The 22992-nt window shown below is 55.3% G+C and carries 24 protein-coding genes and 4 pseudogenes; 17 read left to right on the top strand and 11 right to left on the bottom strand.

What is annotated here, in order from left to right; genetic code table 11:
* Positions 1-67: 67 nt before the first annotated feature.
* The 3 genes from tnpA to tnpC all read left to right on the top strand — a co-directional run bounded on the left by tnpA (position 68) and on the right by tnpC (position 2489).
* On the top strand, positions 68-469 hold the full coding sequence (tnpA, locus tag WG31_RS11210) for an IS66-like element accessory protein TnpA (protein WP_039732708.1): 402 nt from the start codon (positions 68-70) through the stop codon (positions 467-469).
* Entirely contained in the window at positions 466-813 is a 348-nt protein-coding gene (gene tnpB / locus WG31_RS11205) for an IS66 family insertion sequence element accessory protein TnpB (RefSeq protein ID WP_007396145.1), read from the top strand. The genes tnpA and tnpB overlap by 4 nt, the downstream gene beginning before the upstream one ends.
* A 65-nt stretch (positions 814-878) precedes the next feature.
* Positions 879-2489 (top strand): IS66 family transposase, encoded by a 1611-nt coding sequence (tnpC, locus tag WG31_RS11200; RefSeq protein ID WP_048846599.1) that lies wholly within the window; start codon positions 879-881, stop codon positions 2487-2489.
* Between the two features lie 165 nt (positions 2490-2654).
* Here tnpC and WG31_RS11195 read toward each other — a convergent pair.
* Positions 2655-4026, bottom strand: a pseudogene (locus tag WG31_RS11195) (DUF6538 domain-containing protein).
* A 274-nt stretch (positions 4027-4300) separates the two neighbouring features.
* On the opposite strand from WG31_RS11195, the gene WG31_RS15110 reads away from it, so the two are divergent.
* Positions 4301-5055, top strand: a protein-coding gene (locus WG31_RS15110) for an IS5 family transposase (RefSeq protein WP_373853786.1) whose coding sequence is annotated in 2 segments (ribosomal slippage) — positions 4301-4639 and positions 4642-5055 — 753 coding nt in all. Because the reading frame shifts where the segments join, the coding sequence is not laid out codon by codon here.
* A gap of 780 nt (positions 5056-5835) precedes the next feature.
* On the opposite strand, the gene WG31_RS11180 is transcribed toward WG31_RS15110, so the two are convergent.
* The gene (locus WG31_RS11180; protein ID WP_063354562.1) at positions 5836-6222 is read right to left on the bottom strand and encodes a hypothetical protein; all 387 of its coding nucleotides are present in this window, start codon (positions 6220-6222) and stop codon (positions 5836-5838) included.
* A 119-nt stretch (positions 6223-6341) separates the two neighbouring features.
* Here WG31_RS11180 and WG31_RS11175 point away from each other — a divergent pair, with 119 nt between their 5' ends.
* From WG31_RS11175 to WG31_RS15585, 3 genes are all read left to right on the top strand, one after another.
* Positions 6342-7058: a hypothetical protein gene (locus WG31_RS11175; RefSeq protein ID WP_245191509.1), complete on the top strand. Its 717-nt coding sequence runs from the start codon at positions 6342-6344 to the stop codon at positions 7056-7058.
* Between the two features lie 2 nt (positions 7059-7060).
* Complete coding sequence (locus WG31_RS11170) at positions 7061-7723, top strand: hypothetical protein (protein ID WP_063354561.1); 663 nt, start codon at positions 7061-7063, stop codon at positions 7721-7723.
* Between the two features lie 288 nt (positions 7724-8011).
* On the top strand, positions 8012-8221 hold the full coding sequence (locus WG31_RS15585) for a hypothetical protein (protein WP_157884533.1): 210 nt from the start codon (positions 8012-8014) through the stop codon (positions 8219-8221).
* A 91-nt stretch (positions 8222-8312) separates the two neighbouring features.
* On the opposite strand, the gene WG31_RS11165 is transcribed toward WG31_RS15585, so the two are convergent.
* Together WG31_RS11165 and WG31_RS11160 are read right to left on the bottom strand one after the other, a co-directional pair.
* Positions 8313-9110 carry an FkbM family methyltransferase gene (locus WG31_RS11165; RefSeq protein ID WP_063354964.1) on the bottom strand — a complete coding sequence of 266 codons (798 nt, stop codon included), beginning with the start codon at positions 9108-9110 and terminating at the stop codon, positions 8313-8315.
* A gap of 226 nt (positions 9111-9336) precedes the next feature.
* Positions 9337-9981, bottom strand: a complete 645-nt coding sequence (locus tag WG31_RS11160) for an XRE family transcriptional regulator (protein WP_048837090.1) — start codon at positions 9979-9981, stop codon at positions 9337-9339.
* Positions 9982-10164: 183 nt separating this feature from the next.
* On the opposite strand from WG31_RS11160, the gene WG31_RS11155 reads away from it, so the two are divergent.
* The 6 genes and pseudogenes from WG31_RS11155 to WG31_RS11135 all read left to right on the top strand — a co-directional run.
* A complete protein-coding gene (locus tag WG31_RS11155; RefSeq protein WP_063354560.1) occupies positions 10165-10404 on the top strand; it encodes a hypothetical protein in 240 nt (79 codons plus the stop codon).
* 26 nt (positions 10405-10430) lie between these two features.
* Positions 10431-10568 (top strand): hypothetical protein, encoded by a 138-nt coding sequence (locus WG31_RS15580; protein WP_156102453.1) that lies wholly within the window; start codon positions 10431-10433, stop codon positions 10566-10568.
* A complete protein-coding gene (locus WG31_RS11150; protein WP_020943931.1) occupies positions 10561-10848 on the top strand; it encodes a hypothetical protein in 288 nt (95 codons plus the stop codon). Before WG31_RS15580 ends, WG31_RS11150 begins: the two co-directional genes overlap by 8 nt.
* Before the next feature lie 75 nt (positions 10849-10923).
* On the top strand, positions 10924-11427 hold the full coding sequence (locus WG31_RS11145; RefSeq protein WP_082823205.1) for a hypothetical protein: 504 nt from the start codon (positions 10924-10926) through the stop codon (positions 11425-11427).
* 231 nt (positions 11428-11658) lie between these two features.
* A complete protein-coding gene (locus tag WG31_RS11140; protein ID WP_157884532.1) occupies positions 11659-12276 on the top strand; it encodes a class I SAM-dependent methyltransferase in 618 nt (205 codons plus the stop codon).
* Between the two features lie 522 nt (positions 12277-12798).
* Positions 12799-13152: pseudogene (locus WG31_RS11135) on the top strand (alpha/beta hydrolase fold domain-containing protein); the annotation flags it as partial.
* Between the two features lie 78 nt (positions 13153-13230).
* Here the strand turns inward: WG31_RS11135 and WG31_RS15105 are convergent.
* Positions 13231-13629 (bottom strand): annotated as a pseudogene (locus WG31_RS15105) (IS110 family transposase); the annotation flags it as partial.
* Between the two features lie 125 nt (positions 13630-13754).
* Between WG31_RS15105 and WG31_RS11130 the strand changes: the two are divergent.
* Positions 13755-14123 (top strand): annotated as a pseudogene (locus WG31_RS11130) (integrase core domain-containing protein); the annotation flags it as partial.
* A 29-nt stretch (positions 14124-14152) separates the two neighbouring features.
* On the opposite strand, the gene WG31_RS11125 reads toward WG31_RS11130, so the two are convergent.
* The 3 genes from WG31_RS11125 to WG31_RS11115 all read right to left on the bottom strand — a co-directional run bounded on the left by WG31_RS11125 (position 14153) and on the right by WG31_RS11115 (position 16408).
* Entirely contained in the window at positions 14153-14476 is a 324-nt protein-coding gene (locus WG31_RS11125) for a ribbon-helix-helix domain-containing protein (RefSeq protein WP_063354558.1), read from the bottom strand.
* A gap of 26 nt (positions 14477-14502) precedes the next feature.
* Complete coding sequence (locus WG31_RS11120; protein ID WP_063354557.1) at positions 14503-15084, bottom strand: DJ-1/PfpI family protein; 582 nt, start codon at positions 15082-15084, stop codon at positions 14503-14505.
* A gap of 301 nt (positions 15085-15385) precedes the next feature.
* Positions 15386-16408, bottom strand: coding sequence for an alpha/beta hydrolase (locus WG31_RS11115; protein WP_063354556.1), 1023 nt, complete (start codon positions 16406-16408; stop codon positions 15386-15388).
* 162 nt (positions 16409-16570) lie between these two features.
* Here WG31_RS11115 and WG31_RS11110 point away from each other — a divergent pair, with 162 nt between their 5' ends.
* Positions 16571-17041, top strand: a complete 471-nt coding sequence (locus WG31_RS11110) for a MarR family winged helix-turn-helix transcriptional regulator (protein WP_029495916.1) — start codon at positions 16571-16573, stop codon at positions 17039-17041.
* A 638-nt stretch (positions 17042-17679) separates the two neighbouring features.
* Here the strand turns inward: WG31_RS11110 and WG31_RS11105 are convergent.
* Both WG31_RS11105 and WG31_RS11100 read right to left on the bottom strand, forming a co-directional pair.
* A complete protein-coding gene (locus tag WG31_RS11105; RefSeq protein WP_061487256.1) occupies positions 17680-18165 on the bottom strand; it encodes a cupin domain-containing protein in 486 nt (161 codons plus the stop codon).
* A gap of 175 nt (positions 18166-18340) precedes the next feature.
* Positions 18341-19333 carry a DMT family transporter gene (locus tag WG31_RS11100; protein WP_082823204.1) on the bottom strand — a complete coding sequence of 331 codons (993 nt, stop codon included), beginning with the start codon at positions 19331-19333 and terminating at the stop codon, positions 18341-18343.
* A 144-nt stretch (positions 19334-19477) separates the two neighbouring features.
* Between WG31_RS11100 and WG31_RS11095 the strand changes: the two genes are divergently transcribed.
* Entirely contained in the window at positions 19478-19951 is a 474-nt protein-coding gene (locus WG31_RS11095) for an Lrp/AsnC family transcriptional regulator (protein ID WP_456303827.1), read from the top strand.
* 169 nt (positions 19952-20120) lie between these two features.
* Here WG31_RS11095 and WG31_RS11090 read toward each other — a convergent pair whose 3' ends face one another.
* Complete coding sequence (locus WG31_RS11090; protein WP_410367591.1) at positions 20121-21134, bottom strand: 1-aminocyclopropane-1-carboxylate deaminase; 1014 nt, start codon at positions 21132-21134, stop codon at positions 20121-20123.
* 192 nt (positions 21135-21326) lie between these two features.
* Between WG31_RS11090 and WG31_RS11085 the strand changes: the two genes are divergently transcribed.
* A complete protein-coding gene (locus WG31_RS11085) occupies positions 21327-21791 on the top strand; it encodes an Lrp/AsnC family transcriptional regulator (protein ID WP_063354553.1) in 465 nt (154 codons plus the stop codon).
* The last annotated feature ends 1201 nt before the right edge of the window (positions 21792-22992 follow it).

Raw genomic sequence — 22992 nt, 5'->3', positions numbered from 1 at the left:
AGATAGAGACGCGGTACTACCTGCGAGTGTCGCAGGTAGTACCGCAGAGAGGCTCCAAGGGAGCGGTATGGAGGCAGGAGAGCGAGACAGGCTGGCGGAAGCCTCGCGGATCGAGATCGTTTCAGATCGCCGCCGCTGGCACGCCCCTGAATTTCGCGCGCGCGTGGTCATCGCGTCCTACGAGAGCCGGCGCCCCGTAAGGGAGGTGGCTGCACAGTATGGTGTTCATCCAAGCCTGGTGTTTCGCTGGCGGCGAGAGGCCCGGGCCAAAGCGCAGGGCGGAACATCGTTCGTGCCTGTCATGGTGGCTCCGGCACCTCAGCCGCAGGCATTGGAGCGTCGAAGCGAACAGGGAACGCCGCCTGGCCGAGCGGTCAGCGTGGTCTTTCCGGACGGTGTGCGGCTCGAATTCGACACGGGGCTGTCCGCTGATCGTCTGCGTGAGATTGTGGGCGCGCTGCGGTCATGATTCCGCTTCCCTCCACGCTGAGGATATGGCTGGCGGCCGGCGTGACCGATATGCGCCTCGGGATGCCCGGGCTGGCTCTGAAAGTCCAGGAAACGCTGGGTCGTGATCCTTTCGCCGGCGACGTTTATGCCTTCAGGGGAAAGCGCGGCGACCTGGTGAAACTGATCTGGCACGATGGCGTAGGCCTGTCATTATATGCGAAGCGGATCGAGCGTGGGCATTTCCTCTGGCCCTCGGCCAGGGACGGGGTGATCCATCTTTCCCCGTCACAATTAAGTTGCCTGCTGGAAGGGATCGACTGGAGAAACCCGCAGAAAACCTGGAGACCCGAACTGGCGGGATAATAAAAACTGCGCCAGATCAGCATATACTGGTACTCTTTTGAGCGCCCATGTGGTCAACTGTCTTCATGACGGGAGACACGGACGAGATGATGGCCCTGCGCGCGGCACTTGCCGCGGTCGAGGCGCGCGTTCAGGTCGCCGAATTCCGGGCGTCTTCTGCCGAAACCCGGGCCACTGCCGCTGAAACCCGAGCGATCAGCGCCGAGGCGCAGATCGCTCATCTCAAGCACCTCATTGCGCGGATGCGCCAGGACCGTTTCGGGGCCTCATCGGAGCGGGGGCGCCGTCTGCTGGCCCAGTTCGAACTCGAACTGGAGGATCTGGAGACGGCGCACGCCGAGGATGCGCCGGAAAACGCTTCCGATCCTGCCGTGCGGGCGACAGCGCCCCGGCGCAATCACGGTCGCCAGCCGCTGCGCGCCGATCTCCCGCGCGAACGGGTCGTCATCCCCGTGCCGACACATTGCCCGTGCTGTGGCGGCGAGCGCCTGAGTAAGCTGGGGGAGAGTGTCACCGAGACGCTGGAGGTGATCCCGCGACAGTTCAAGGTGATCCAGACGGTGCGCGAGAAATTCACCTGCCGCGACTGCGAGAGCATCACCCAGCCACCGGCACCTTTCCACCCGATCGCACGCGGACGGGCCGGTCCAAAGCTGCTTGCGGGCATCCTGTGCGACAAGTTCCTGCAGCATCTGCCGCTGAACCGGCAGAGCGATGCATTTGCCCGTGAGGGGATCGATCTCGACACCTCGACGCTAGCCGACTGGGTGGGTGCCTGCACCGCGACGCTGGCGCCCCTTACCGCGCTGATCCGGGCACATGTGCTCGCAGCCCAGCGTCTGCATGCGGACGACACCACAGTGCCCGTACTGGCGAAGGGGCGCACCGTGACCGGACGATTGTGGAATTATGTGCGCGACGATGCCCCATTTGGCGGCCTCGCGCCCCCAGCCGTGTGGTTCCGCTACTCCCGAGACCGTAAAGGTGAACATCCGGCCGACCATCTCACCGGCTGGACCGGAATCCTGCAATCAGACGCCTATGCCGGATACACTCACCTGGCAAAGCCGGGACGTCAGCCCGCGCCTGTGGTCGCGGTCGGCTGCTGGGCGCATGGACGCCGGGGACTGTTCAAGATTGCCGAGAAAGACAAGGCGCCACTCGCCATAGAGGCCGTGCGCCGGATCGACGCCATATTCGACGCCGAACGCGCGATCAACAGCAGCTCCGCCGCACATCGGCTGGCCATCCGCAAGGAGAGTATCGCCCCGCTGGTCGAGGATCTGCTCGACTGGATGCGCGAGACCTGCCGGCGCATGTCGTCGAAAAACCCCATTGCCCAGGCAATGAACTATATTCTCAGACGGGTCGATACATTCACGGTATTTCTTGAAGACGGCCGGATCTGTCTGACGAATAATGCGGCGGAACGTGCAATCCGCGGTATCGCACTGGGGAGAAAAGCCTGGCTGTTCGCAGGCTCCGATCGTGGCGGTGAAAGAGCCGCCGCCATGTATTCCCTCGTCGCCACCTGCCGCCTGAACGAGGTCAATCCTCAGGCATGGCTCGCCGATGTGCTCGCCCGCATCAACGACACTCCCAACCCACGCCTCCATGAACTCCTCCCCTGGCATTGGAAACCCATTGCTCAAGGGCAGAATAGCATCGCTGCCTGATCACGCCCGCGTCTCTCGCCGGATGGTTACCCTCCTCCCACACTCTCCATCTTTGCTGGGGCGAGAAATAAGGGCAGTAAACTGCCTTTATGGGGGTCAACGGGGGAGGTTTCTCCCCCTTGCCAGATGCTCAATGGGTAGCCATTGAGCACTGCTGGCTCCCTTTTAAAACGCTAACTTTTTGAAGGCTTTTTCCGGGTAGCTGATTGCCTCTATTGTTTGGCTGAGGTTGGCAGTCGAAATCCTGGTCAGATAGGTGGTTGTCCCTTGGCTTTTGTGAGTTGCTTCATGACCCAGCAGGCGGTCAATCCAGACCTCTCTGATATTGGCATCTGCATTTCTGAGTTGGGTGGAAACAGTATGCCGGAATGAATGGAAGGTGATTTCTGCTGGTACCAATGCGGGTCTTGAGCAATGAGAAAGCCCTGCCAAGGGCTGCGCCCCTGACGCCCTGTTTTGAAGTCTCCAAGCCGGGAATGAGGTATGGGCCGTCTGTGGTATCCTTAAGGGCTAGAATACCGGCTTCAATCAGCTTTGAATGGATTGGCACCACACGAGTGCCAGCTTCCGTCTTTGGTGACCAGCCATCGTCAGAATGTGGCCTGACCATAAAACAGGGGATACCATCAACGGTCTGGAGGTCTTCTTTTCTCAGGGTGCAGATTTCACCCAGCCTCATACCAGAGTAGGCAGCAATAAGGGTCACAAGCCGGAAGGTCTGTTCTGGCACGGATGTGCTATGCCATGACGCGGAGGCCAGCAAAGCCAGTTCTCTGGCAGTCCAGCTTCTGCGTATGGTCTTTTGCCCATTTTCAAAATTCCAGCCCGTCCACGGGTTACGTGTGACCAATTCCCGCTGGTGTAACTGGCTCCAAAGGGCAGAGAGACGCATCATATGGTTTTTAACGCTCTTGCCACTCAAAGTTGGCAGACCTTCATCTCTGACTCTCTGTGCCTCTTCCTCAAGGGTAAGGCGGCTCTTACGTTTGCCCAGCGATGCCGGAAGATAAAACAGCAGGTCACGGAAGGCTCCGGCCTTCTCGCCCCCTATGATGGATACAGGAGCATCTCCAAACGCTTGAAGAAAGAGGTCCACTGCCCGCTGGGTCGCTTTCTTGGTGTCAGCACTGGCATGGGAATTATCCTGCACAAAGCGTTTCAGGGCACCGGAGAGCATCAAAGGTTGGGCTTTGGGTGCTTTGGCCGGTTTCTTGATTGTTCGGGGTTTTGGCATCGGTGCTGACACCGGCACGGACCCCGTTTCCTGAGCAGATGAAGGCAGGTTCACGCTCTGCAAATCCCGCAGTGAAACCCGCAGTCCCTCAAGCCTGCTTAAAGCGTCTGGTTCTACCAGTGCAGAATGGGCTTGCATGAACATTTCAGTGGTTCTGGCGTGAAGTAAACAAGCGCGTTTGCGAGCTTCATTCTGGTAGCCAGTTTTCAAAGAAACCCAGATTTCCCGCCGGTTTAAGGCTGCTCGCAGGGCAGGGGGAACGATACGGCGGAAGTGGTAGGTAGTGCCTCGGACACGGAGCATAGAATCTTCCCTCGGTGGGGAAGGATGATGGAGCAAAGACAGCCTTTGCTCCTCATTCAGCCGAAAAATCGTGCTATTTCAGGTGTCTGTGGTGCGAACTGCGGGACTCGAACCTGCATCAACCCGCAGTGACGCTTTGCTAACCCATTGAAACAGCAAAAAGAACGCGACGTGCTGTCTTCTGGTCTATGTTTTAGCTCCCAACATTGATTAAACAGTCTGGGAGCTTCAATAAACCGATTTAACCTTAACCTATGGTTTTTGGAAGGGGTTAATGATTGTCACCATATCAAAAATCTTCAGACCATTCTGCATAAAAGACCTTCTTCCCGGTCGTGAAGGTTATGTTGGCGGCACGGCTGCGGACAATCGTCTCTTCGTGGAAGCCGTGTTGTATCGCTATTGCGCAGGCATCCCCTGGCGTGATCTTCCACCGCGTTTCGGGGACTGGAAAAATGTCCACCGGCGTCTGCGCCGCTGGTGCGAAAGCGGTGTAATCGAGCGGATATTTCGCCATCTGGCGGCAGATCACGACAATGAATACATGATGATCGACAGCACGATAGTCCGGGCGCATCAGCACAGCGCCGGAGCCCTGAAAAAGGGGGCGCGGATCAGGCCATCGGACGGTCGCGGGGCGGACTAACCACAAAGATCCATGCCATCTGTGATGCTCTCGGGAACCCGGTGGAACTCGATATCACACCGGGTCAGGATGCCGATATTACTCAGGCCGAACCGCTTCTGGAAAAGATCGACCCGGATGCCTTTCTTGCCGACAAGGCTTATGACGCAGACAGGTTGATCGACCGACTGACAGAGCGTGGGATTACCCCGGTCATTCCACCAAAACGCAACAGAACGACACAACGCAAAACAGACTTCGCTCTTTACAGGGAACGTAATCTTATTGAGCAGTTCTTCAATAAACTCAAACAGTTCCGCGCCATCGCAACGCGCTACGACAAACTGAAGTCAACATTCCTCGCAGCAGTGCAGTTCGCCTCAATCATCATCCTGCTTAACTGACGACACGCCGTAGCAAACCTCCCCGATTTTGGGCAATCCGTCAGGAAAATGAGTTGAACAGGACGGAATAAAGCAGAACCCCCTTATATTGACGATTATGCACGGTTTTCAGGGGTAAATCCTTATTCCAAGGAACCCCCCTATAGAACCCCCCCGATTTTAGGGGTTCCCGTCACGAAAATTAGTTGAAACCGCCCGTTCAAGAAAGAACCCCCCCGATTTTAGGGGTTAACGCACGGTTTTCAGGGGTAAATCCTTGGTCCAAGGAACCCCCCTATAGAACCCCCCCGATTTTATGGGTTCACGCACGATTTTCAGGGGTAAATCCTTATTCCAAGGAATCCCCCTATAGAACCCCCCCCGATTTTATGGGTTCACGCACGATTTTCAGGGGTAAATCCTTGGTCCAAGGAACCCCCCTATAGAACCCCCCCCGATTTTATGGGTTCACGCACGATTTTCAGGGGTAAATCCTTGGTCCAAGGAACCCCCCTATAGAACCCCCCCGATTTTATGGGTTCACGCACGATTTTCAGGGGTAAATCCTTATTCCAAGGAAAAACCACCGAAAACACGACAAAAACCGGAGTGGAGGGCAAAACGGAATCCGCGCTTTTCCGGAAAAATTCTTAACAAAAAAGACCCCGAAAAAGCGGCAAAATCGACCATGCCACTCCACAACCATAGCGGCAAAAACAGACCTTAAAACGCCTCTGTGAAGAATTTTCTACAGCTCACTGATAAACATTAGAGCCTCAAATAAACGGATACAGAGACGTTTTAAGTGGTGATTGGATCATTTTTGAAGAAAGAGAACGACAGCTTTGTCAGAAACCAGAATGAGAAAGAAAGAGACATAAATAACATTACAAAGCTGTTAAATAAGTCAAAAAGAGAGAAAGATGGCACGATACCGTGTTTTTGGTGCAGGGCACCGAAAAACACTTCGTGCTGACTGCCTTGCGGCAGCCAGGTAGTCAGTCCAAGAACAGATTTAAGTAATTGATTGAGAGTGAAATTTTTCCGCCTCTTGGCTCGTCCAGGTGCGTTGGAAAGTGCTGATATACAGCAATTATCATAAGCAAAAAATACAACGATTTTTCCACAAACATTAATGGTGGTGAAAATGATAAAATTCTCGAAAAATAGACGAAAGAAGTCTTGCATAACTTTTTCTGCGCCTGATTGAGCATGCCGTTGGCAGTGATGTGCCTACTTTCCGGAGAGAGGGGGTGATGTTTCTGTTTGAGCGGTAGCTGGTCCGGAAGAAGGGGCAGTGTTTGAGGTTGGCTTTCCAGCCTCCCCAGAAAAAGAAGGGTGCCTTCACGGCACAGCTTCCTTACGGGTTTACTTCATTTACTGGAATTTTTATGGCTACGTTTTCAACAACAGCAGGCAGTTCGTCTGCGCTGTCATCCATTTTTTATCCTAATGATGCAGACCTTCTGCTTTACAAAGATATGGCGCTTGCGTTGGGCGCACCGCCCAATTCCCACATGTTCAGATTTTTAGGTGCGCCCGGACAGCATCTTGTTTTCATCGGTGAGAGCGGCACTCAGGAGTGGGCACGCGTGCAGCAAACAGCCGCCGGTCTCTGGCCCCATTTGCCTGTCTCTGGGCCAGTTGCAACTGACGGCACACTCCTAGACTCTCTGCCTGAACGCATTGTCTACCAGATGCTGTGCACTCTGAAGAGGCGCAACATGCATGTTGATGTGCACGAACCCATCTGTCTTGATCAAGGGCTTTTTCGTGCCGATCTGACGCTGCGCAAAGGAAATGTTTCCCGCTACATAGAAGTCGTGGGCTGCTGTGGCTCTGATCGTATAACCCGCAATGAAGAGGAACGCAGATGGCTTGCACGTCTTGATCAGCGTCTCAGCTTTTATCGTGCTCTCGACATAACACCAGTCGTCGTTTGGCTCGACATGTTTGCCCGTCCCGCGGAGCTGAAAGATCTCTGCATCGATCTAGTCGATGATGTTGCACTGCGGGGAGCCTGATCATGACAATAGTAAAAGAAGATACGACTACATTGCCGCGATGGAGCGAAGGCACAATTCGGCTCCTCGATATTGCGCCGATAGGGCCCGGACAGCCTCAGCTTGCAGAGGGGTTGCCGATATCGCTTGCGTATTGCGATCTGGTGATGCGGCCTGATCACACATTTACCGATGTGAACGGCGGCGTCTTTCAGGGGGTGTTGCAGAAAGTCCCGGGGGAGCGGGGAGGAAGTGACTTTGTCGTTGAAGATCGTATCTTCAACGCTGTGTTTCCACATAATCAAGCACTGCCCCTCTGTCTTGCCGGTTATAATGTCTCCTTCCTGCATCGACTTCTCGGTGCCCCCTGGGGAGAGCGGCCGCATCATCTCTGTCTCCATAAGCTCGCCCGGATTTATAATTTGGGTAAAAGCAGCGACTATTCTCTTGCCGAAATTGTCGAGTATCTTCAGCCCAGTTTTGAAGTTCCCTGGTTTGAATGTGAATCGTTTACCCGCATGATGCAGGCACGTGTTGTCCTACGTCACCTTCTTGCCGAGAGCCGTTTGAATATGCTGGCAGCGCTTTCTGTTGCCCGCACACTACCGCCCCCAATGTCAGAACCATTCGGGAAAGCCGTGGGGTGGCAAATGATGGAAGACCGCGTCTACCGTGACTTTGAGTAACAGATCAAAAGGATAAGGACGGGAAGGGGCTGCTTTGTGCAGTCCCTTTTTCCTCTGGGTAATCTGCGGCTGCCGTTTGATTGGTTTCCGTAAGTCACCTGACTCGTGGAAGTTCGTCATTTTCCTTAGTCTTTTTGAGAATTTGAGAAGCTTTCGAAGGGTTGTCGCCCTTCTCCCCAAAAAGGAAGAGATCATCGTGTGCGTGTGTCATCGGGGTTCCCGTGAGACTGCGCGTGAGGTTTTTCTTCTTCATTTGAGGATAACGACTTTTCAGAAAGAAAATTATCCATGTCAAATCAATTCTGTGCGACCTCGACGCCCGTTCAGGATGTCTATGAAGTCATGCTGATCATGCGTGCAGCACTTATTGCCGGCCTGAAAGAAGTGCGTGATGGCTCAACAGATACTCTGGATGGCCTCATCTTGCTGTCCTCGGATCTGACCGAGAAGCTTGAACGCGCGTGTGAAGCGCTGGAAGCCTCTGCAAACCAGAGCTGATCTTAACGCTGCTGCCTGTTCGCAGGCAGCAGTTTTTCCAGATAGAGGAAATCTTTGAAACAATGATCCTGTTTTTGAAATCTATCGTTTCTTATGAAGGGTTTCGTGACAGAAGAAGATTGGCGCGTGTGCGTCCGCTGATCCTGTAAAGTGAACTGGCAATCAGCAGATGCTCCAGGGCCTGTTGCGCCTCTCGGCGGACGGGACGTTCCAGAATCAGGTGTTGCGGATAAAGCATCGGAGAGACATCTCTAAAATAGGTGTCCAGCACAGCATGTTCCATTCCTTCGATATCAAGCTTCATCAGAGTGATGGTCTTTAGACCAGCTTCCTGGACAATATCTTTGAGAGGACGAACGGAGATGGTTGCCGCCTGTTGTCCCGTCTGTGTTTTTTTGTAAGTGACGGCGGAGATCTGGCCGCTGCCGAGGTCATGGTGGCGGGGCCTCAGTTGTCCATTTCCCGATGTCGCGCCCGCCGCGCAGGAAACGCACCAGATCGGAAGGGGCTCATTCAGGGCGAGTGTTTCCCGAAACCGATCCATCAGAACCGGATTGGCTTCAACCGCTAAAATTTTACGTGTGTGGCAACGGGCCGCGTACAGGGAGAAAAACCCCATATTTGCGCCAATATCCACGAAACTGGCGTCCGGGGAGAGAATGCGGCGTAGCCAGCAAAGTTCACGTCTCTTATAAAGTGCACCACAGACCGCACCCTTGGCATCGGTCTGGTTATCGCGCGGATAAAATCTGACCCGATAGCCAAACAAGGTGCCATCTACGATCTGGGGTCCCTGCTGGAACCATGAGACTGCGACACGCCGTAAGCGTCCTCGTCCGAGCGGGCGTTCATGCATCAGCATGCGGGCAAGGTGCTGGCGGCGTGTCATGGGATAGCTGCCGAACGGGGCAAGTGCAGCCTGACCCGGCCTGGTTTCTGTCAGCGGGGGAAGGGCAGGGGAGAACAGCACAGAGAACTCCTGAGATCGCCGCCAGAAAACAGGCGGCATTTCTCAGGAACAAATACTGCGAAGAAACCCATGCAACAAGCGAAAAAATGACTATAATCTACGAAAAATCATTTGTAGCGCATTGCGGAGCCTTTCTCGGGGCTTCTTAACGCTTGGGAACGCCCCCAGTCCAGAGCACTTCCCCGACAATCTTCAGGTCGGAGGCTTCGTCCTGTGTCAGATCCTGAGGGGGATAGCGGTCATTGTCAGCGATGACGCGCAGGCCGCCTCCCAGTCGGCGTTCAAGTCGCCGGATCAGGATACTGTCGTCCACAGCAAGAGCGAACAGGCCGCTACCATGAATTTGCTGATTGGCGGTATCGAGGATCACGAGATCGTTCTCGACCAGAGTGGGGAGCATGGCATCCCCAATGACGCTCACGAGCCGTAAGGCTGTGCCATCCTGTCGGAAGGTTCTGGCAAGCCAGCTTTTGCTGATACGCAGCCCGTCTTCGCGGTTGTCCAGCCAGGGGATGACGGCCTGATGACCGCCCCTGGCGGGCGCTTCCTCCGGTGTCTGGTGAGGGGGTGGTTCTTCTCCGACGCCATAAGCCAGCCAGTCGAGAGACACACCGCAGACCCGTGCCAGAGAGGCGATGGAAGAGAACTTCATTTCTCCGCCATTCATATAGTCGCGCAGGGTTGTGTAGGGCACGCCGGCTGCTTTGGCTGCGCGTGTAATACCGATGGCCTGAGCCGCCTGACGGAGCCGCTCTCCCCGTTCACGCATGAGGGTCAGTTGATCATCCATGAGCGGGCGCTTTCGGTTGCGTCGGGACATTAAACCTCCAGAAGAACAGGGAGGCTTGGAATATGCAGAAAACCGCTTGTATGTATAGTCGGAACATCGTATGAATTGAGAAAGGTTAATGTGCGAGGCGTCGTGGTTTGCAAGCTGAACTTCGCATGAAACCCTCGTCTTGTCGAAGGGATTATGATGTCTGCGTCTTATGAAAATACCTCGGATCCTCGTCTCGAAGAGTTACATGCCGGCCTGCACGACGTGTTCAGGCTGGTGGAACTGGAGCACGGATTGCTCAGAAGCCGGCTGGATGATCTGCGTGGCGATAGTGATGGAGCCCGTCTGCTGGAAGGGCTGATCGTTCTGGGCTCTGTCCTGCAGCAGCGGCTCTCGCATCTGCTGGGCCTGTGTCGTGATATCGGGCGGCTTTAAGTGAATAAACAGGACGGGAGGCGTAGATGCTGACACTGCTAGGCGGGCTCGTTGTGATTGCGGTCATCGGGCTGGGTGCGGTCTTTCTGGCAACGGACATCATGATACCAGTGGGGATCATGCTGATTGTCGCCGGTCTTGTGCATGAGGTGTTTCATGGGTGAGCACGATGCATCTGGCGCGCAGTCTTCCAGTCGGCTGGAGCAGCGTCGGGCCGAGTATGAAGCCGAATTCGGGGAAATTGAAGCCAAGCATAGAGAAGAATACCGGATCGCACAGCATGGCAGTGTGATGGGGCAGGTTCTGTGTGGTGTTGCGATTGGACTTTGGTGGCACCCCTTCATTGCCTTTGCTGCAGGGATCGGCCTGTGGGGGAGCGTTAAAGAAGTGCGCAAGAAATGCGACGCTGATGCTCACAGGCGTCAGCTCTACGGTGTGGAGTGACGAGAGGGCAGGGACCTCTCATCCAGCCGACCAATGAGACGCTATTTCTAAAATACGATTACAGGAAAATAGAAAATGACAAGAAAAATGATAACTCTGTCTCTCATGCTCTGTGCGGCCAGTGGTCTGGTGTCGACAGCGCAGGCACAGGATGCGGGAACGGCGTTTCACGAGTTAAAAAGCTATCCGGGCAGTGACCTGCCTGTTGCAACAGCAAAAGATGATGCCGTATTGCGGCATGTTCCTGATCTGGAAAAAACCGCACACGGATATAAAAATGTCTGTGGGAACCGGAACAGGATCGGCGTTCTACATTTTGATCTTGGTGGTGTTCTGCAGGGTGCGACCGTGACCTATGATCCAGATTCATGTTGGGGGCAGACAGGGGGTGAACTCACTGTTCTCGATCGTGACAATCGGGTTGTCTGGCACAATGGTGCTGTCGATATAACCGTTCTGTCGACCACACAGGATGGCGTGCATGATCTGTCTTTTGGGCAACCGGGCAGCACACAGCCTGTCTGGAGATGGGATGGTCCGACACATCAGTATAAATTCCTGAGAACATTCCACGGCTAAACGGTTTTCCAGTAGGAAAGCTGTGCTGTGAGGACATCCAGTCTCTCGTTGCGACCGATGTCCTCACAATAATCTCCAGTTGAAAAAATGGATTTCTCCCCGATGCCTGATGTCTCGGTGCGTCCTGCTGTGACGTGTCCAGTGTGTCACGCTGTGTGTCACCCACAGCTTGAGAAGAATGGTTACAGGATTGTGCGCTGTTCAAACTGCGCGTTCCTGTTTGTTGATCCCATGCCGACTGAGGCGGTTATCGCCGCCTATTATGCGACGACCTACCGGGGCGCGTGTGCGGATTTCTATCCCAAGGATCGCTCCCGCCGGTGGCGCGCATTCTGGCGGAGTCTGTGGTTTATTCCATATGTGTATCATCGTGACATAGTGGATCTGGGGTGTGGCGGTGGACACATGCTGTCGGCTCTGTGTCGTTTTGCGCGAAGTGGCACGGGGGTTGATCTGAGCGAGAACAGCATTGCCTTTGCACGGCGCAGTTTTCCAGAGCAGAGGTTTTTTGCCGAGGATATTGAAGCCTTTGCAAAACGGGAGCTGCGCTTTGATTTTGTGTTTTCGTCAGAATTGCTGGAGCATCTGAGAAGTCCTGTGATGTTCATGGAAACCCTTCGGGCCATCACACGGCCAAACGCGGTTGTCTATCTCTCTGCACCGGATGCGGGCCACCGGGCTACACCGCAGAATCTGGCGGCATGGCCCGATATCTGTCCGCCGGAGCATCTGCAATGGTTTAATGAAACCAATCTGACCATGCTCTTTAAGCAGTACGGCTTTATACCTCTGCGACGGCACAAAACAACGCAGCCTGCGCATTCCGTTTTTTTCAGGCGTGTTGGATGAGCGAGGGGCTTTTGCTCCTCAGCTTCATGGTGTGAGTGATTTCGACATCCACTCAAAGTCCTGACAGATTTCTGACTCCTTTGGTAAGGAGAAGCACTACGTTATCTTCCTTCTGGATCGTACTGTGCTGCCAGCATCTGTCTGCCAGGCACTATGTGTCGGCTGGCGTCGAATAGAGCCACCATATTCTTGGGAATGGCTGCAATGGGGGGTAAGCAGAATGTCGGCAGTTGGACGGTAGACTGGAAAAGCGGTCATTCGTGCAATCGACTGTCACGACACAAATGGGCGTCTCCTGAAGGTCAACTTGATCAACCGACTTCGTCGGGCGAGAGCTGTCCGTCTCATGAGACCCCGCATATATGCAGTCGTCATGCCAGCGATAGGTGCATGGTCAGTGCCTGAGGGACGGAGCAGAAACTGCGGCCAGCGCGAGGCTGAAGCGTTACCTCTTTTTGGAGGGAATTGCTTCAGACCGCTTCTGTTCTATCACTTTACCTTCGTAAAGGCATCGCGTAGGAAATGAGCCGCTTGGGCGACTGCGGCGGTGGCCGCCGGCGTCTTGCGGTCGTCTCCGCCCTCGTTGCAGAGCGGCATGGACCCAGGCCCGTAGCCCAGCTCCTGTTCTATCCGGTGACCGATGCCGCAATGAATGACGGATCCTATCGCGAGTTCGCCAGTGGCCCCTGGCTGACAGCGAAAGCCATGGATTATTTCTGGAACCAGTATCTGCCTGCCGGCACGGATCGCGCCCAGCCGCATGTCTCGCCGCTGAACACGCCGGACTCCATCCTGCACGGGCAGGCGCCAGCGCTGGTCATTACAGATGAAAACGATGTCCTGCGTGACGAGGGCGAGGCCTACGCCCGACGCCTGGTCGAAGCTGGCGTGCCGGTCATAACGACCCGCTATAACGCGACGATCCACGATTTCGTTATGCTCAATGCGCTTGCCAAGAGGATCATGATATGGTTTGGCTGCGCCAATCTGGAGCATGTGCAGGATGACCTGCGCATCCTTGGGGTCATTCTTGTCCCAGCCGTTGTGCAGCGCCTCTCGCGTGCGGGCCAGAGCGACCGAAGAAATCAGGCGTGCATCAAACCCGGCCTGCACGAGGCGCCAGGCCAGCGGACGATGATAATGTCCGGTCGGTTCGAAGCCAACAATGACCGGCCGCGGTGCCAGGGCCTGCAGTTCTGCAATGAAACGGTCATGTTCTGTGCGCGTGTTGGCCACAGTCAGGCGTCGACGCCGTCGATTACCGGGCACCTCAATCAAGACTTCATTGCGTGATTTGGCAACATCGATAGCGACGAGAACAGCTGTTGTCGGTGTAGGGTTGGGTCTGGTCACGGCCGGTTATCTCCCCTGTGTGGCTGGACACCATCATAGTGGAGACATATCACCCGGTCGTGGCCACCTATCTGGCCTTAAGGCCAGATAGGTGAACTCTGCAAAAGAGCTTCCCGATGTGCTACGGCATCCAGTTCGCTGATCAGCCCCGTAACCGCAATACGGCCTGGTCTCGCCCCATGCGCTTCGACATGATCTGCGAAGCTCACGGGATCGAACATCGTCTGACGAAACCCAATCATCCCTGGACGAACGGTCAGGTTGAGCGGATGAACCGGACAATCAAGGAAGCAACCGTCAAACGCTTCCATTACGACAGTCATGAGCAGTTGAGGACACACCTCAATGACTTCATGGCAGTCTATAATTTCGGGCGAAGGCTCAAGACCCTGAACGGCCTCACCCCTTACGAATACGTCTGCAAAATCTGGACTTCAGAGCCAGAAAAATTCATCATCAATCCAACCAATCAAAACACGGGACTAAACAGGTAGCTCTGAGCAAGCTTTCGGGGTTGGCTCGGTTATCCGACCCGACGCAATGCGATGGGATGACCGGCCTTGGGGCCGGATACTGCTTCGATAGAGCGCTCCCGCTTTAAATATTGGAGGCAACTGACCCGCAAGAAAGATGCCACGTTCGGGAGTTCGCCACGAAGTTCAGTGACTTCGTCTGAAAGCTTCGTGATGAGCTGATTAACAGTTAGGTCATCAGCCGCTGCAATTTCCGTCAGGATTTCCCAAAACATATTTTCTAGCCGAATAGTGGTGACGGCCCCGTGTATCCGAAGCGATCGTGTGCGGTTCTCATAGTGAATCGGATCGGCGCGGATATAGAGTTCACACATTTCGGTTCTCCCATCGTGACAATTTTCTAGACTTCGATCCGTGTTCCCAAAACCGACAGGAATTGGCTGATCCATGCCGGATGTGCCGGCCAGGCTGGCGCCGTCACGAGGTTGCCGTCTGTTACGGCGTCGTCCATTGCGACTGTTTGATAATCGGCACCGGCAAGAATCATTTCGGCGCGACAAGCGGGGTAGGCGGAAATTTTGCGGCCTGCAACAACATTTGCCGCGGCAAGAAGCTGCGGGCCGTGGCATACTGCGGCGATCGGTTTATCTGCAGCGACGAAGGCGCGAATGAGTTCCAGAACGGTTTCGTCCGTGCCGAGCTGCTCCGGAGCCCGACCGCCCGGGATAACAAGCGCATCGTAATCTCCTGCCTTGGCTCCGGCGTAGGTGGAATTGAGCGTGAAATTATGGCCACGTTTTTCGGTGTAGGTCTGATGGCCTTCAAAATCATGGATGGCTGTGACCACGTGTTCCCCCGCTCTCTTTCCGGGTGAAACCACGTCAACCTTGTGCCCCACCATGAGCAGCATCTGGAACGGAACCATGAGCTCGTAATCCTCGACAAAGTCGCCTGCGAGCATGAGAATTTGTTTACTAGCCACTGCATTATCCTAACGATCGAATTTACGATGCAGTTCTCTATTTACGGCATTTACAATACGTCTAGGTAATAGGTGGTGACGACATTTTATGTCCCGCCGTGATTTCTCGATCCCGATATCAAGTGGACGGTTCGAAAAACCTCTTGGTTTTGAGGCCCTCTCTGTGATTCCATTTTTCCGGTTTTCATTGGAGGAGTGGCGACATGAAACAGCCCGGTTTCTTTGATGTTGAAGAGCGACTTGCCCGGCTGAGCGGGCTCCCTCTTTTTGGAGGAAATTGCTTCAGACCGCTTCTGTTCTCTCACTTTACCTTCGTAAAGGCATCGCGTAGGAAATGAGCCGCTTGGGCGACTGCGGCGGTGGCCGCCGGCGTCTTGGCAAGCGCATTGAGCATAACGAAATCGTGGATCGTCGCGTTATAGCGGGTCGTTATGACCGGCACGCCAGCTTCGACCAGGCGTCGGGCGTAGGCCTCGCCCTCGTCACGCAGGACATCGTTTTCATCTGTAATGACCAGCGCTGGCGCCTGCCCGTGCAGGATGGAGTCCGGCGTGTTCAGCGGCGAGACATGCGGCTGGGCGCGATCCGTGCCGGCAGGCAGATACTGGTTCCAGAAATAATCCATGGCTTTCGCTGTCAGCCAGGGGCCACTGGCGAACTCGCGATAGGATCCGTCATTCATTGCGGCATCGGTCACCGGATAGAACAGGAGCTGGGCTACGGGCCTGGGTCCATGCCGCTCCGCAACGAGGGCGGAGACGACCGCAACCATATTACCGCCGACGCTGTCTCCGGCGATGGCAATGCGGGATGGATCGATCCCGAATTCGACCGGATGACGAGCGACATACTCCAGAACCGCATAATCCTGCTCGATCGCAGTTGGATAACGCGCCTCGGGCGAGCGTTCGTAATCGACGAAGATCACCACCGCACCGCTGCCCGCCGCTAGATCGCGCACGAGGCGGTCATGGCTGGCCGGGCCGCCCATCACCCAACCGGCACCATGATAATAGACGATGGCCGGCGCATGGTTCGGGGCGTCGAACGGGCGATAGATCCGGATGCGTGTGCTGCCGGTCGGGCCAACGGGGAGCACGCGGTCGGTGATCCGGGCAGCGGGAGCGGTGACCTTCACCGATGCCTGCGCGCCGTCCAGCAGCGCACGGGCATCGTGCGGGGACAGCGAGGGGATGGCCGGGACATGGGCGGTGGCGAGGTCGTTGAGGAAATGCTGGGTCGTGGGCTCCAGCACGGGAGCGGCGAGCGCGGGCGCGGCGGCAATAGCGGTAGCCAAGGCGATGACTGTGGAGAGGCGCTTCATGATGGAAAACTCCGTATCGATCAGGCTGCGATCGGCCTGTGAGGCATTACATATCGCGCACGATATTATCGCTCAACATGGTAAATTGCATGGCTCCCATGCATTAACATCGCCCAAGATTTGATATTACGCGATATAATGGCCCTACTTATGGAGGACGATATGAACGAAGACCCATCCACACCTGATCTGTCGAATTTCGTGTGCTTCTCGCTGTATGCCGCGAGCCACGCCTTCAATCGGCTGTACCAACCGCTGCTCGAGCCGCTCGGTCTCACCTATCCGCAATATCTAGTAATGACCGTCCTGTGGAGCAGTGACGGCAGACTTGTCGGCGAAATCGGATCACAACTCGATCTGGTTAGCTCCACCCTGACCCCGTTGCTCAAGCGGCTGGAGGGCGCTGGCCTTGTGGAGCGCACCCGCGACCAGAAGGACGAACGACAGGTGCGCGTTCATCTGACCGAGGCCGGTCGGGCCCTGCGCGTTCAGGCCGAGACGATTCCGGCTTGTGTGTTAACGGCGACCGGGCTGTCGATCACCGAACTGCGGGACTTGCGTAATCGGGTCGACCGGCTGCGCCAAGCCGTCAGCTCTCCGCGTGCTCCGGGCTGCAATTCCGACGATCATTGAGCCTGTCACCCATTGATAACCTTTTCCAGGGAGACTGGTCTTGAGTTCCCCCTATGCCCTACAGAGACAAACGGGGTGATCGCACTTGGCTGCTGGCACATACCGCGCATTTTAGGCTGGATGCTCGTGTGTTGGTCGTGATCGGCGACAGCCTATTCTCGCAGGCCATGAACACGTCGGCTTCAGAGAAGCAAAGGCCGACGCTCTGGCGTCCGACATGAAGGCGACAGCAATCTGTCCGTTTAGCGCGTGAAAAGCAGACAGGCTGCTTCAGACCTTTTACGTCGTGATAGCAATGTGAGTCCAAATCTCGATGGAGGTTTGGACTCACATTGCCGACGCCGAGCAGCGAGAAGATGAAGGGTCTGCAATCTTTGTTACCGTAGTCCAGCGGTTTGCATCGTGTAAGTCCTCATGAATACCGGCCGATCACAAGGCTCTTGATGGTGTCCTGCCGTGGGCCATCGATCCTGCAGCGGCCACCCGTCTGTGGGGGCTCAGCGAGGCACTGATCGGCATACAGGCTTGATGCGTCGGGCCTTCGCCCACTTGAAATGAAGCGTGTACCGACGTGCCTGAGATCATGATCCCCATTGGGTGGAAGTCTCAGGCACGTCGGAACACTGATTCTATGACTATTACCTGTGTCGCGGATCATCCTTTGGATCGACATAGGTCATGCCGAAAGGACCAACACCGGAAACCTGCAAGATAGCCCCGCTGTCCCCAGCCTTCAGGGCGTGACCCATATTCACCGGAAGGTGCACGAAACCGCCCGCTTCCATATGAAGTCCTTCTGACGGATTCATTTTCGGGCCGGTGTAATGATCGAGATTACCGGATATAATCGTGAGCATTTCGTCAAGATTATGCGTGTGCGGTGCAATAACGCTGTGGGGCGGCATCATGACCCGGATGGTGAACGGTTCGTGTTTTGCCAGATCGCCATAAAGATAGGCAATTTTCATTCCCTGCGGAAAAATGGCCGGTGCGGGCTGCCACTGAACATCCTCGGGGGTGGAAATGACCTTTGCCCCGCCATGACTATGGCTCTGTGCAAAGCTTGCCGATCCTGTCGAGATCAGTGAAATGGCGGTCGCGATAATGAGCGTGCGTCTGTTCATTGTTTCCTCTTTTCTTCAGAATTTATAGGCAACATTGCGCCTGTTTCCCGCATAGGGATACTTTTGTGAAGCTGCCTTCAAAAGCAATCCCTTGCGGACTCCTCTCTCTGAAACGTGCAGGGCAATGCAGATACTTCCTTTGCTTTTCGACAGGGTTGCGGGTCTCCGATGAGCATCAGCCTGACACTGGCGAGATTGTTTCCTTCTCGCATTTCCCTCTCTGAAGAAACCGGAAAGCAGGCAGCGGGCCGCCTGCCGCCGCTGCCAGGACGGCTCCGAAGAAGACAAGCGTCAAACCGGTCAGGAACAGTCCCGTGAGGTGGTTTCCAAGGAAAAGAAAGGACGTCACGATACCGATCAGAGGGACGCCCAATGTAAAATTGGACATCGCGAACACTGATATTCTTCGTCCATATTCAGCCGAAATGACAAAGCACACTGATGTTGCCACCGGGCCGATAAAGAAGAGCATGCCCAGCAGGTGCCAGTCTGTAGCACCCCATCGAGGCGCACCTTCCACGGTCCAGGCGAGAGCCGTCAGAAAAATGGTCGCCAGAAGCATCTGCCACGGTGCGAGAGCCAAGGGAGACGTGTGCCAGCGATGATGGCGGATATGAAAGATCGTAACGGCCCAGGCAACCGCGCCGATTAGCAGAAAGATGCTGCCCATGAGCGTTCCCGGTGCGTGCCAGTCCATTTCCAGGGGGGAGCAGATCAGCGCTGTCCCCGACAAACCCACAAATAATGCCAGAAGCTGCACACGGGTCGGCGTCTGTCGAAGCGCAAGCCACGATACCAGAACGCCCCATAATGGGGTCGTGTAGGCCAGCAAGACCGCGTGACTGGTGTCGGTTCTGGTCATTGCAATCATGCCCAGCCCCGTAAAGGCCATCATCTGCAACATGCCCATCGAGGCCACGATCGACCAGTCGCCCACAGGTGGACGGCAAAGCTGGCCTTTCCACCAGACGAAGCCGAACAGACAGATGGCGGCGCTTCCAAAGCGGATTGCGGCCAGCCACAGGGGCGACACCGTTGCAAGCGCCAGTTTTGTCACGGGCCAGCTCGCGCCCCAGAGCAGAACCATAACGCCCAGCCAGACAAATGTTGCCACGCCGACAGCGGCAGGCTGATGAGTTCTTGATGGCCGGTCCGATTTTGAATTCATGGCGCTATCTCATGATAGAAATGGTAAAGCGCATTGTATTGATTTCGGTGGGAAAATCCGTTCCAAGTTACCTGATATTTGCTCTCATTAGGTATAGAATACCCTATTTCACCGCTTTAGAGAAAAATTATTCCTATGCAGTCCGTGAGTTTCGATGCCGCGAGCCTCAAGATTCTTGAGGCCCTTCAGGACAATGCAGAGATCAGTAATGCCGACCTCGCTGAAAGTGTTGGCCTGTCTCCGTCGCCATGCTGGCGTCGGGTTGCGGAGATGAAAGCGCAGGGCGTGTTCAAGCGAACCGTGCTGCTGGTCGATCCGCTCAAACTCGGTCTCGCCATGAATGTTTTTGTCCATGTCTCTCTGCAACAACAGGACAAACAGTCACTGGAAGTCTTTATTTCGGCGGTTCAGGCGCGGCCGGAAGTGATGGAATGTTATCTCATGACGGGAGAAGCCGATTTTCTTCTTCGCGTCGTCATTGAAGATCTTCCTCGCTATCAGGAATTCATGCTGGAGGTTCTTACGCAGATCCCCGGTATATCAAGCATCAGATCAAATTTCGCGTTGAATCAGGTTAAATATACGACTGCGCTGCCTGTGAAGCATCTGGAACGATAAAAAGAAAAGGCCAGATAAAACCCCCTGATAATGGCTTATCAGGGGAAGATCGCGGTTCGTTTGACGTATTGTGATCGGGATAGGTCTTCAGGTGACCTTCGTGTCTCCGACGCAATTCGTACAAGACGCGCCGTGCGACTCTGCACGGTGCGTCTTGTCTTGTTTGTGTTCAGCCGTTGCGGAAGGTGTAGCTGTACCCGTTGATCGCTGGCGCACCGCCAAGATGGGCGTAAAGAACATTCGAGCCCTTGGGAAAGAAGCCTTTCTTCACGAGGTCGATCAGACCCTGAATGGATTTGCCCTCGTACACGGGATCCGTAATCATCGCTTCGGTCCGCGCGGCAATGCGCATGGCCTCGACGGTTTCTTTTGAAGGCACGCCGTATGCGGGGTAGGCATAATCTTCCATCAAGATGATGTCGTCGCCGGCAATGGCAGGGCCATCGACCAGAGCCGAGGTCTTTTGCGCAATATCGAGCACCTGCGCCTTGACCGGTTTGGGGGTGAATGAACCGTCGATGCCGATGACTTGGCGCGCCCGGCCATCGTCGGCAAACCCGACGACCATGCCAGCATGTGTCGAACCGGTAACCGTGCAGACGACGATGAAGTCGAACTTCATGCCCATTTCCGCTTCCTGGGCGCGCACTTCTTCGGCAAACCCGACATATCCAAGACCGCCGTATTTATGGACGGATGCTCCAGCCGGGATCGCGTAAGGCTTGCCGCCCTTCGCCTTGACCTCTTCCATCGCGTTCAGCCAGCTATCGCGGATGCCCACGTCGAACCCTTCATCGACAAGCTGGGAATTGGCACCCATCAGCCGTGTCATGAGAATGTTGCCGACGCGGTCATAGACGGCGTCATCGTGCGGCACCCAGCTTTCCTGGATCACATGACATTTCATGCCGATCTTTGCTGCCACAGCCGCTACCAGCCGGGTATGGTTAGACTGTACGCCACCAATGGAGACTAGCGTATCGGCACCCGAGGCGAGCGCGTCGGGCACGATATATTCGAGCTTGCGCAGCTTGTTGCCACCCATCGCCAGACCCGAATTACAGTCTTCGCGCTTGGCGTAGATGTTCACATCACCACCAAGAAAATCCGACAGGCGCGACAGGTGCTCGATCGGTGTCGGGCCAAAAGTCAGGGGATAGCGTTCGTAACGGTCGAGCTTCAGCATGGGCGGGCTCCGTAATGAAAAGGGCGGTCCCGCTGACTGGACGGCCCCTGAGGTGACGTCCGCACTATCCCATATTCCTCATGAAAGGTGCTTCCTTATTGGATGTCGAAAATACTGTGTCCTTTCTCTATTTTCATTAACATTGTATGTTACACGTCACCGTACATAACCAATCTGGAAGATTCTTCCATGTCAGAAAACCTAGATCGAATCGACGTATCCCTGCTGCGCCTGCTCCAGAAGAACGGCCGGATGGCCAATGCAGAACTGGCTCAGGAGGCGAATATAAGCGCTGCAACATGCCATCGCCGTGTCCAGCGCCTCATGACAGAGGGTTACGTGCGCGATGTCCGCGCACAGCTTGAGCCGGCAGAACTCAGTTTTGGTACGCTGGCTCTCGTCGGCGTCGTTCTTGATCGCTCGACACCGGACAGCTTCGGCCTGTTCGAACAGGCCGTACACAACATCAGGACGATCCTGGACTGTTATCTTGTGGCCGGGGATTTCGATTATTTTCTCAAAATCAGGGTAAAGGACATGGCGGATTTCAACCGGTTTCACGCCAGCCGCCTTATCGCCCTGCCTGGCGTACGTCAGACACGAACATTCTTCGTCATGAAGGAGGTCGTGGATGGGCGACCTCTACCGCTCTGAGCGGGGCGCGCCGGTCAGGAACCGCTGCCTTATACCTATGCTCAGTCTGCAGCGCCTCCGTCGGCATGGGACGATATGGTGGCAGACCTGCCTCCGACTGGTAACTTGTCTCTCCTCCATTCTTTCAAAAATCATCTTTCGATTGGCGTTCAGAGCATCAGACGTCTGGGCGACCTATGTCCGCAAAGCGGATTATTTCCGAATGCATGAAATGTCGGGGATGTAGGCGACTGCCGCCTGTCTGCTTTGTTTTTTCTGAGTCGACAGACGGTCAATTATGTCGAGTAAAAACCCATTCATGAACGCTTCTCTCATCCGGACAGCACAGGCCTGATCCCTCCATGTGCACAGCAGATCCACACTGAAGAAGTGGAGGCGTCTGGACTGTGAGCGTGCCTCCAAAGGAACGTCCGCTAACATGACTAAGCTGAAGGCCTTTCTGGGCCGATAACCGAACATGTCTCAAGGTCATCCCCTCAATCGCTGCCTCGGGCAAACCTAACCCAACGCCGGCTGTCTTGGCATTTATCGCAGTCAGATCTGTTATGGTCACATCATGAATATGCGGGGTCGTTGATGTTACTGGAGAAACGGGATCGGTCATCGAGACAGTCTGCTGCACGAGGCCGGGTTGCGGATCGTGAGATGATCGATCCTGATCTGGCTGGACTCCCTGACAACGACCATCCACATTGGAGAATTGGTCGCCGTAATACCTGAGATCCGTCCATGCTGCACATGCGAAAACTCAATCAGCCAAGGACGTGGCAGACCAAAACGTTACTGACATTGCCACTGCACGATCGCGCATATCGTCTCTATCCGCGCTTCGGTGGTGCGGCTTCCCCAGGTTCACGAGAGGGCAAAGCAGGGGCTCATCACACCGCTGATCGAGATTTTTCGTGCAAATGGGACCCGCGCCTATGTGGGAGATGGGAGCAATTTCTGGCCTGCAGCGCATGTGCTCGACGTTGCCCGTCTTTATAGGCTGGCCATCGAGAAGAGGGCGACGGGTGCTGCGTGCGGCGATCCGAGTGGTGTGGAGCGCGCGGTGATGACGTCGTCTGTGGCGGCCGCAAGCCGAAGGGTCGGTAGCCCGGACTGCGAATGCGACGAGACGGTGTGGACCGATCCGGATCCCTCTGGTGTGGACGCCTATACACGCTCATATCCGGATCAGACTATCAATGTAGTCTTCCTC

This window comes from Acetobacter oryzifermentans (assembly GCF_001628715.1).
Lineage (GTDB): Bacteria > Pseudomonadota > Alphaproteobacteria > Acetobacterales > Acetobacteraceae > Acetobacter > Acetobacter oryzifermentans.
The sequence above is the reverse complement of the archived record's forward strand: the minus strand, read 5'-3'. Positions and strand labels throughout refer to the sequence as shown.

Coding starts and splice junctions, on each gene's coding strand:
- WG31_RS15585 (WP_157884533.1), top strand. CDS start 8,012: ATGTCAAATCAATTCTGTGCGACCTCGACGCCCGTTCAGGATGTCTAT.
- WG31_RS15580 (WP_156102453.1), top strand. CDS start 10,431: ATGCTGACACTGCTAGGCGGGCTCGTTGTGATTGCGGTCATCGGGCTG.
- WG31_RS11165 (WP_063354964.1), bottom strand. CDS start 9,110: ATGACACGCCGCCAGCACCTTGCCCGCATGCTGATGCATGAACGCCCG.
- WG31_RS11160 (WP_048837090.1), bottom strand. CDS start 9,981: ATGGATGATCAACTGACCCTCATGCGTGAACGGGGAGAGCGGCTCCGT.
- WG31_RS11125 (WP_063354558.1), bottom strand. CDS start 14,476: ATGTGTGAACTCTATATCCGCGCCGATCCGATTCACTATGAGAACCGC.
- WG31_RS11100 (WP_082823204.1), bottom strand. CDS start 19,333: ATGAATTCAAAATCGGACCGGCCATCAAGAACTCATCAGCCTGCCGCT.
- WG31_RS11105 (WP_061487256.1), bottom strand. CDS start 18,165: ATGAACAGACGCACGCTCATTATCGCGACCGCCATTTCACTGATCTCG.
- WG31_RS11180 (WP_063354562.1), bottom strand. CDS start 6,222: ATGCAAGACTTCTTTCGTCTATTTTTCGAGAATTTTATCATTTTCACC.
- tnpA (WP_039732708.1), top strand. CDS start 68: ATGGAGGCAGGAGAGCGAGACAGGCTGGCGGAAGCCTCGCGGATCGAG.
- tnpB (WP_007396145.1), top strand. CDS start 466: ATGATTCCGCTTCCCTCCACGCTGAGGATATGGCTGGCGGCCGGCGTG.
- WG31_RS11155 (WP_063354560.1), top strand. CDS start 10,165: ATGATGTCTGCGTCTTATGAAAATACCTCGGATCCTCGTCTCGAAGAG.
- WG31_RS11145 (WP_082823205.1), top strand. CDS start 10,924: ATGACAAGAAAAATGATAACTCTGTCTCTCATGCTCTGTGCGGCCAGT.
- WG31_RS11110 (WP_029495916.1), top strand. CDS start 16,571: ATGAACGAAGACCCATCCACACCTGATCTGTCGAATTTCGTGTGCTTC.
- tnpC (WP_048846599.1), top strand. CDS start 879: ATGACGGGAGACACGGACGAGATGATGGCCCTGCGCGCGGCACTTGCC.
- WG31_RS11150 (WP_020943931.1), top strand. CDS start 10,561: ATGGGTGAGCACGATGCATCTGGCGCGCAGTCTTCCAGTCGGCTGGAG.
- WG31_RS11140 (WP_157884532.1), top strand. CDS start 11,659: ATGCCGACTGAGGCGGTTATCGCCGCCTATTATGCGACGACCTACCGG.
- WG31_RS11115 (WP_063354556.1), bottom strand. CDS start 16,408: ATGAAGCGCCTCTCCACAGTCATCGCCTTGGCTACCGCTATTGCCGCC.
- WG31_RS11170 (WP_063354561.1), top strand. CDS start 7,061: ATGACAATAGTAAAAGAAGATACGACTACATTGCCGCGATGGAGCGAA.
- WG31_RS11085 (WP_063354553.1), top strand. CDS start 21,327: ATGTCAGAAAACCTAGATCGAATCGACGTATCCCTGCTGCGCCTGCTC.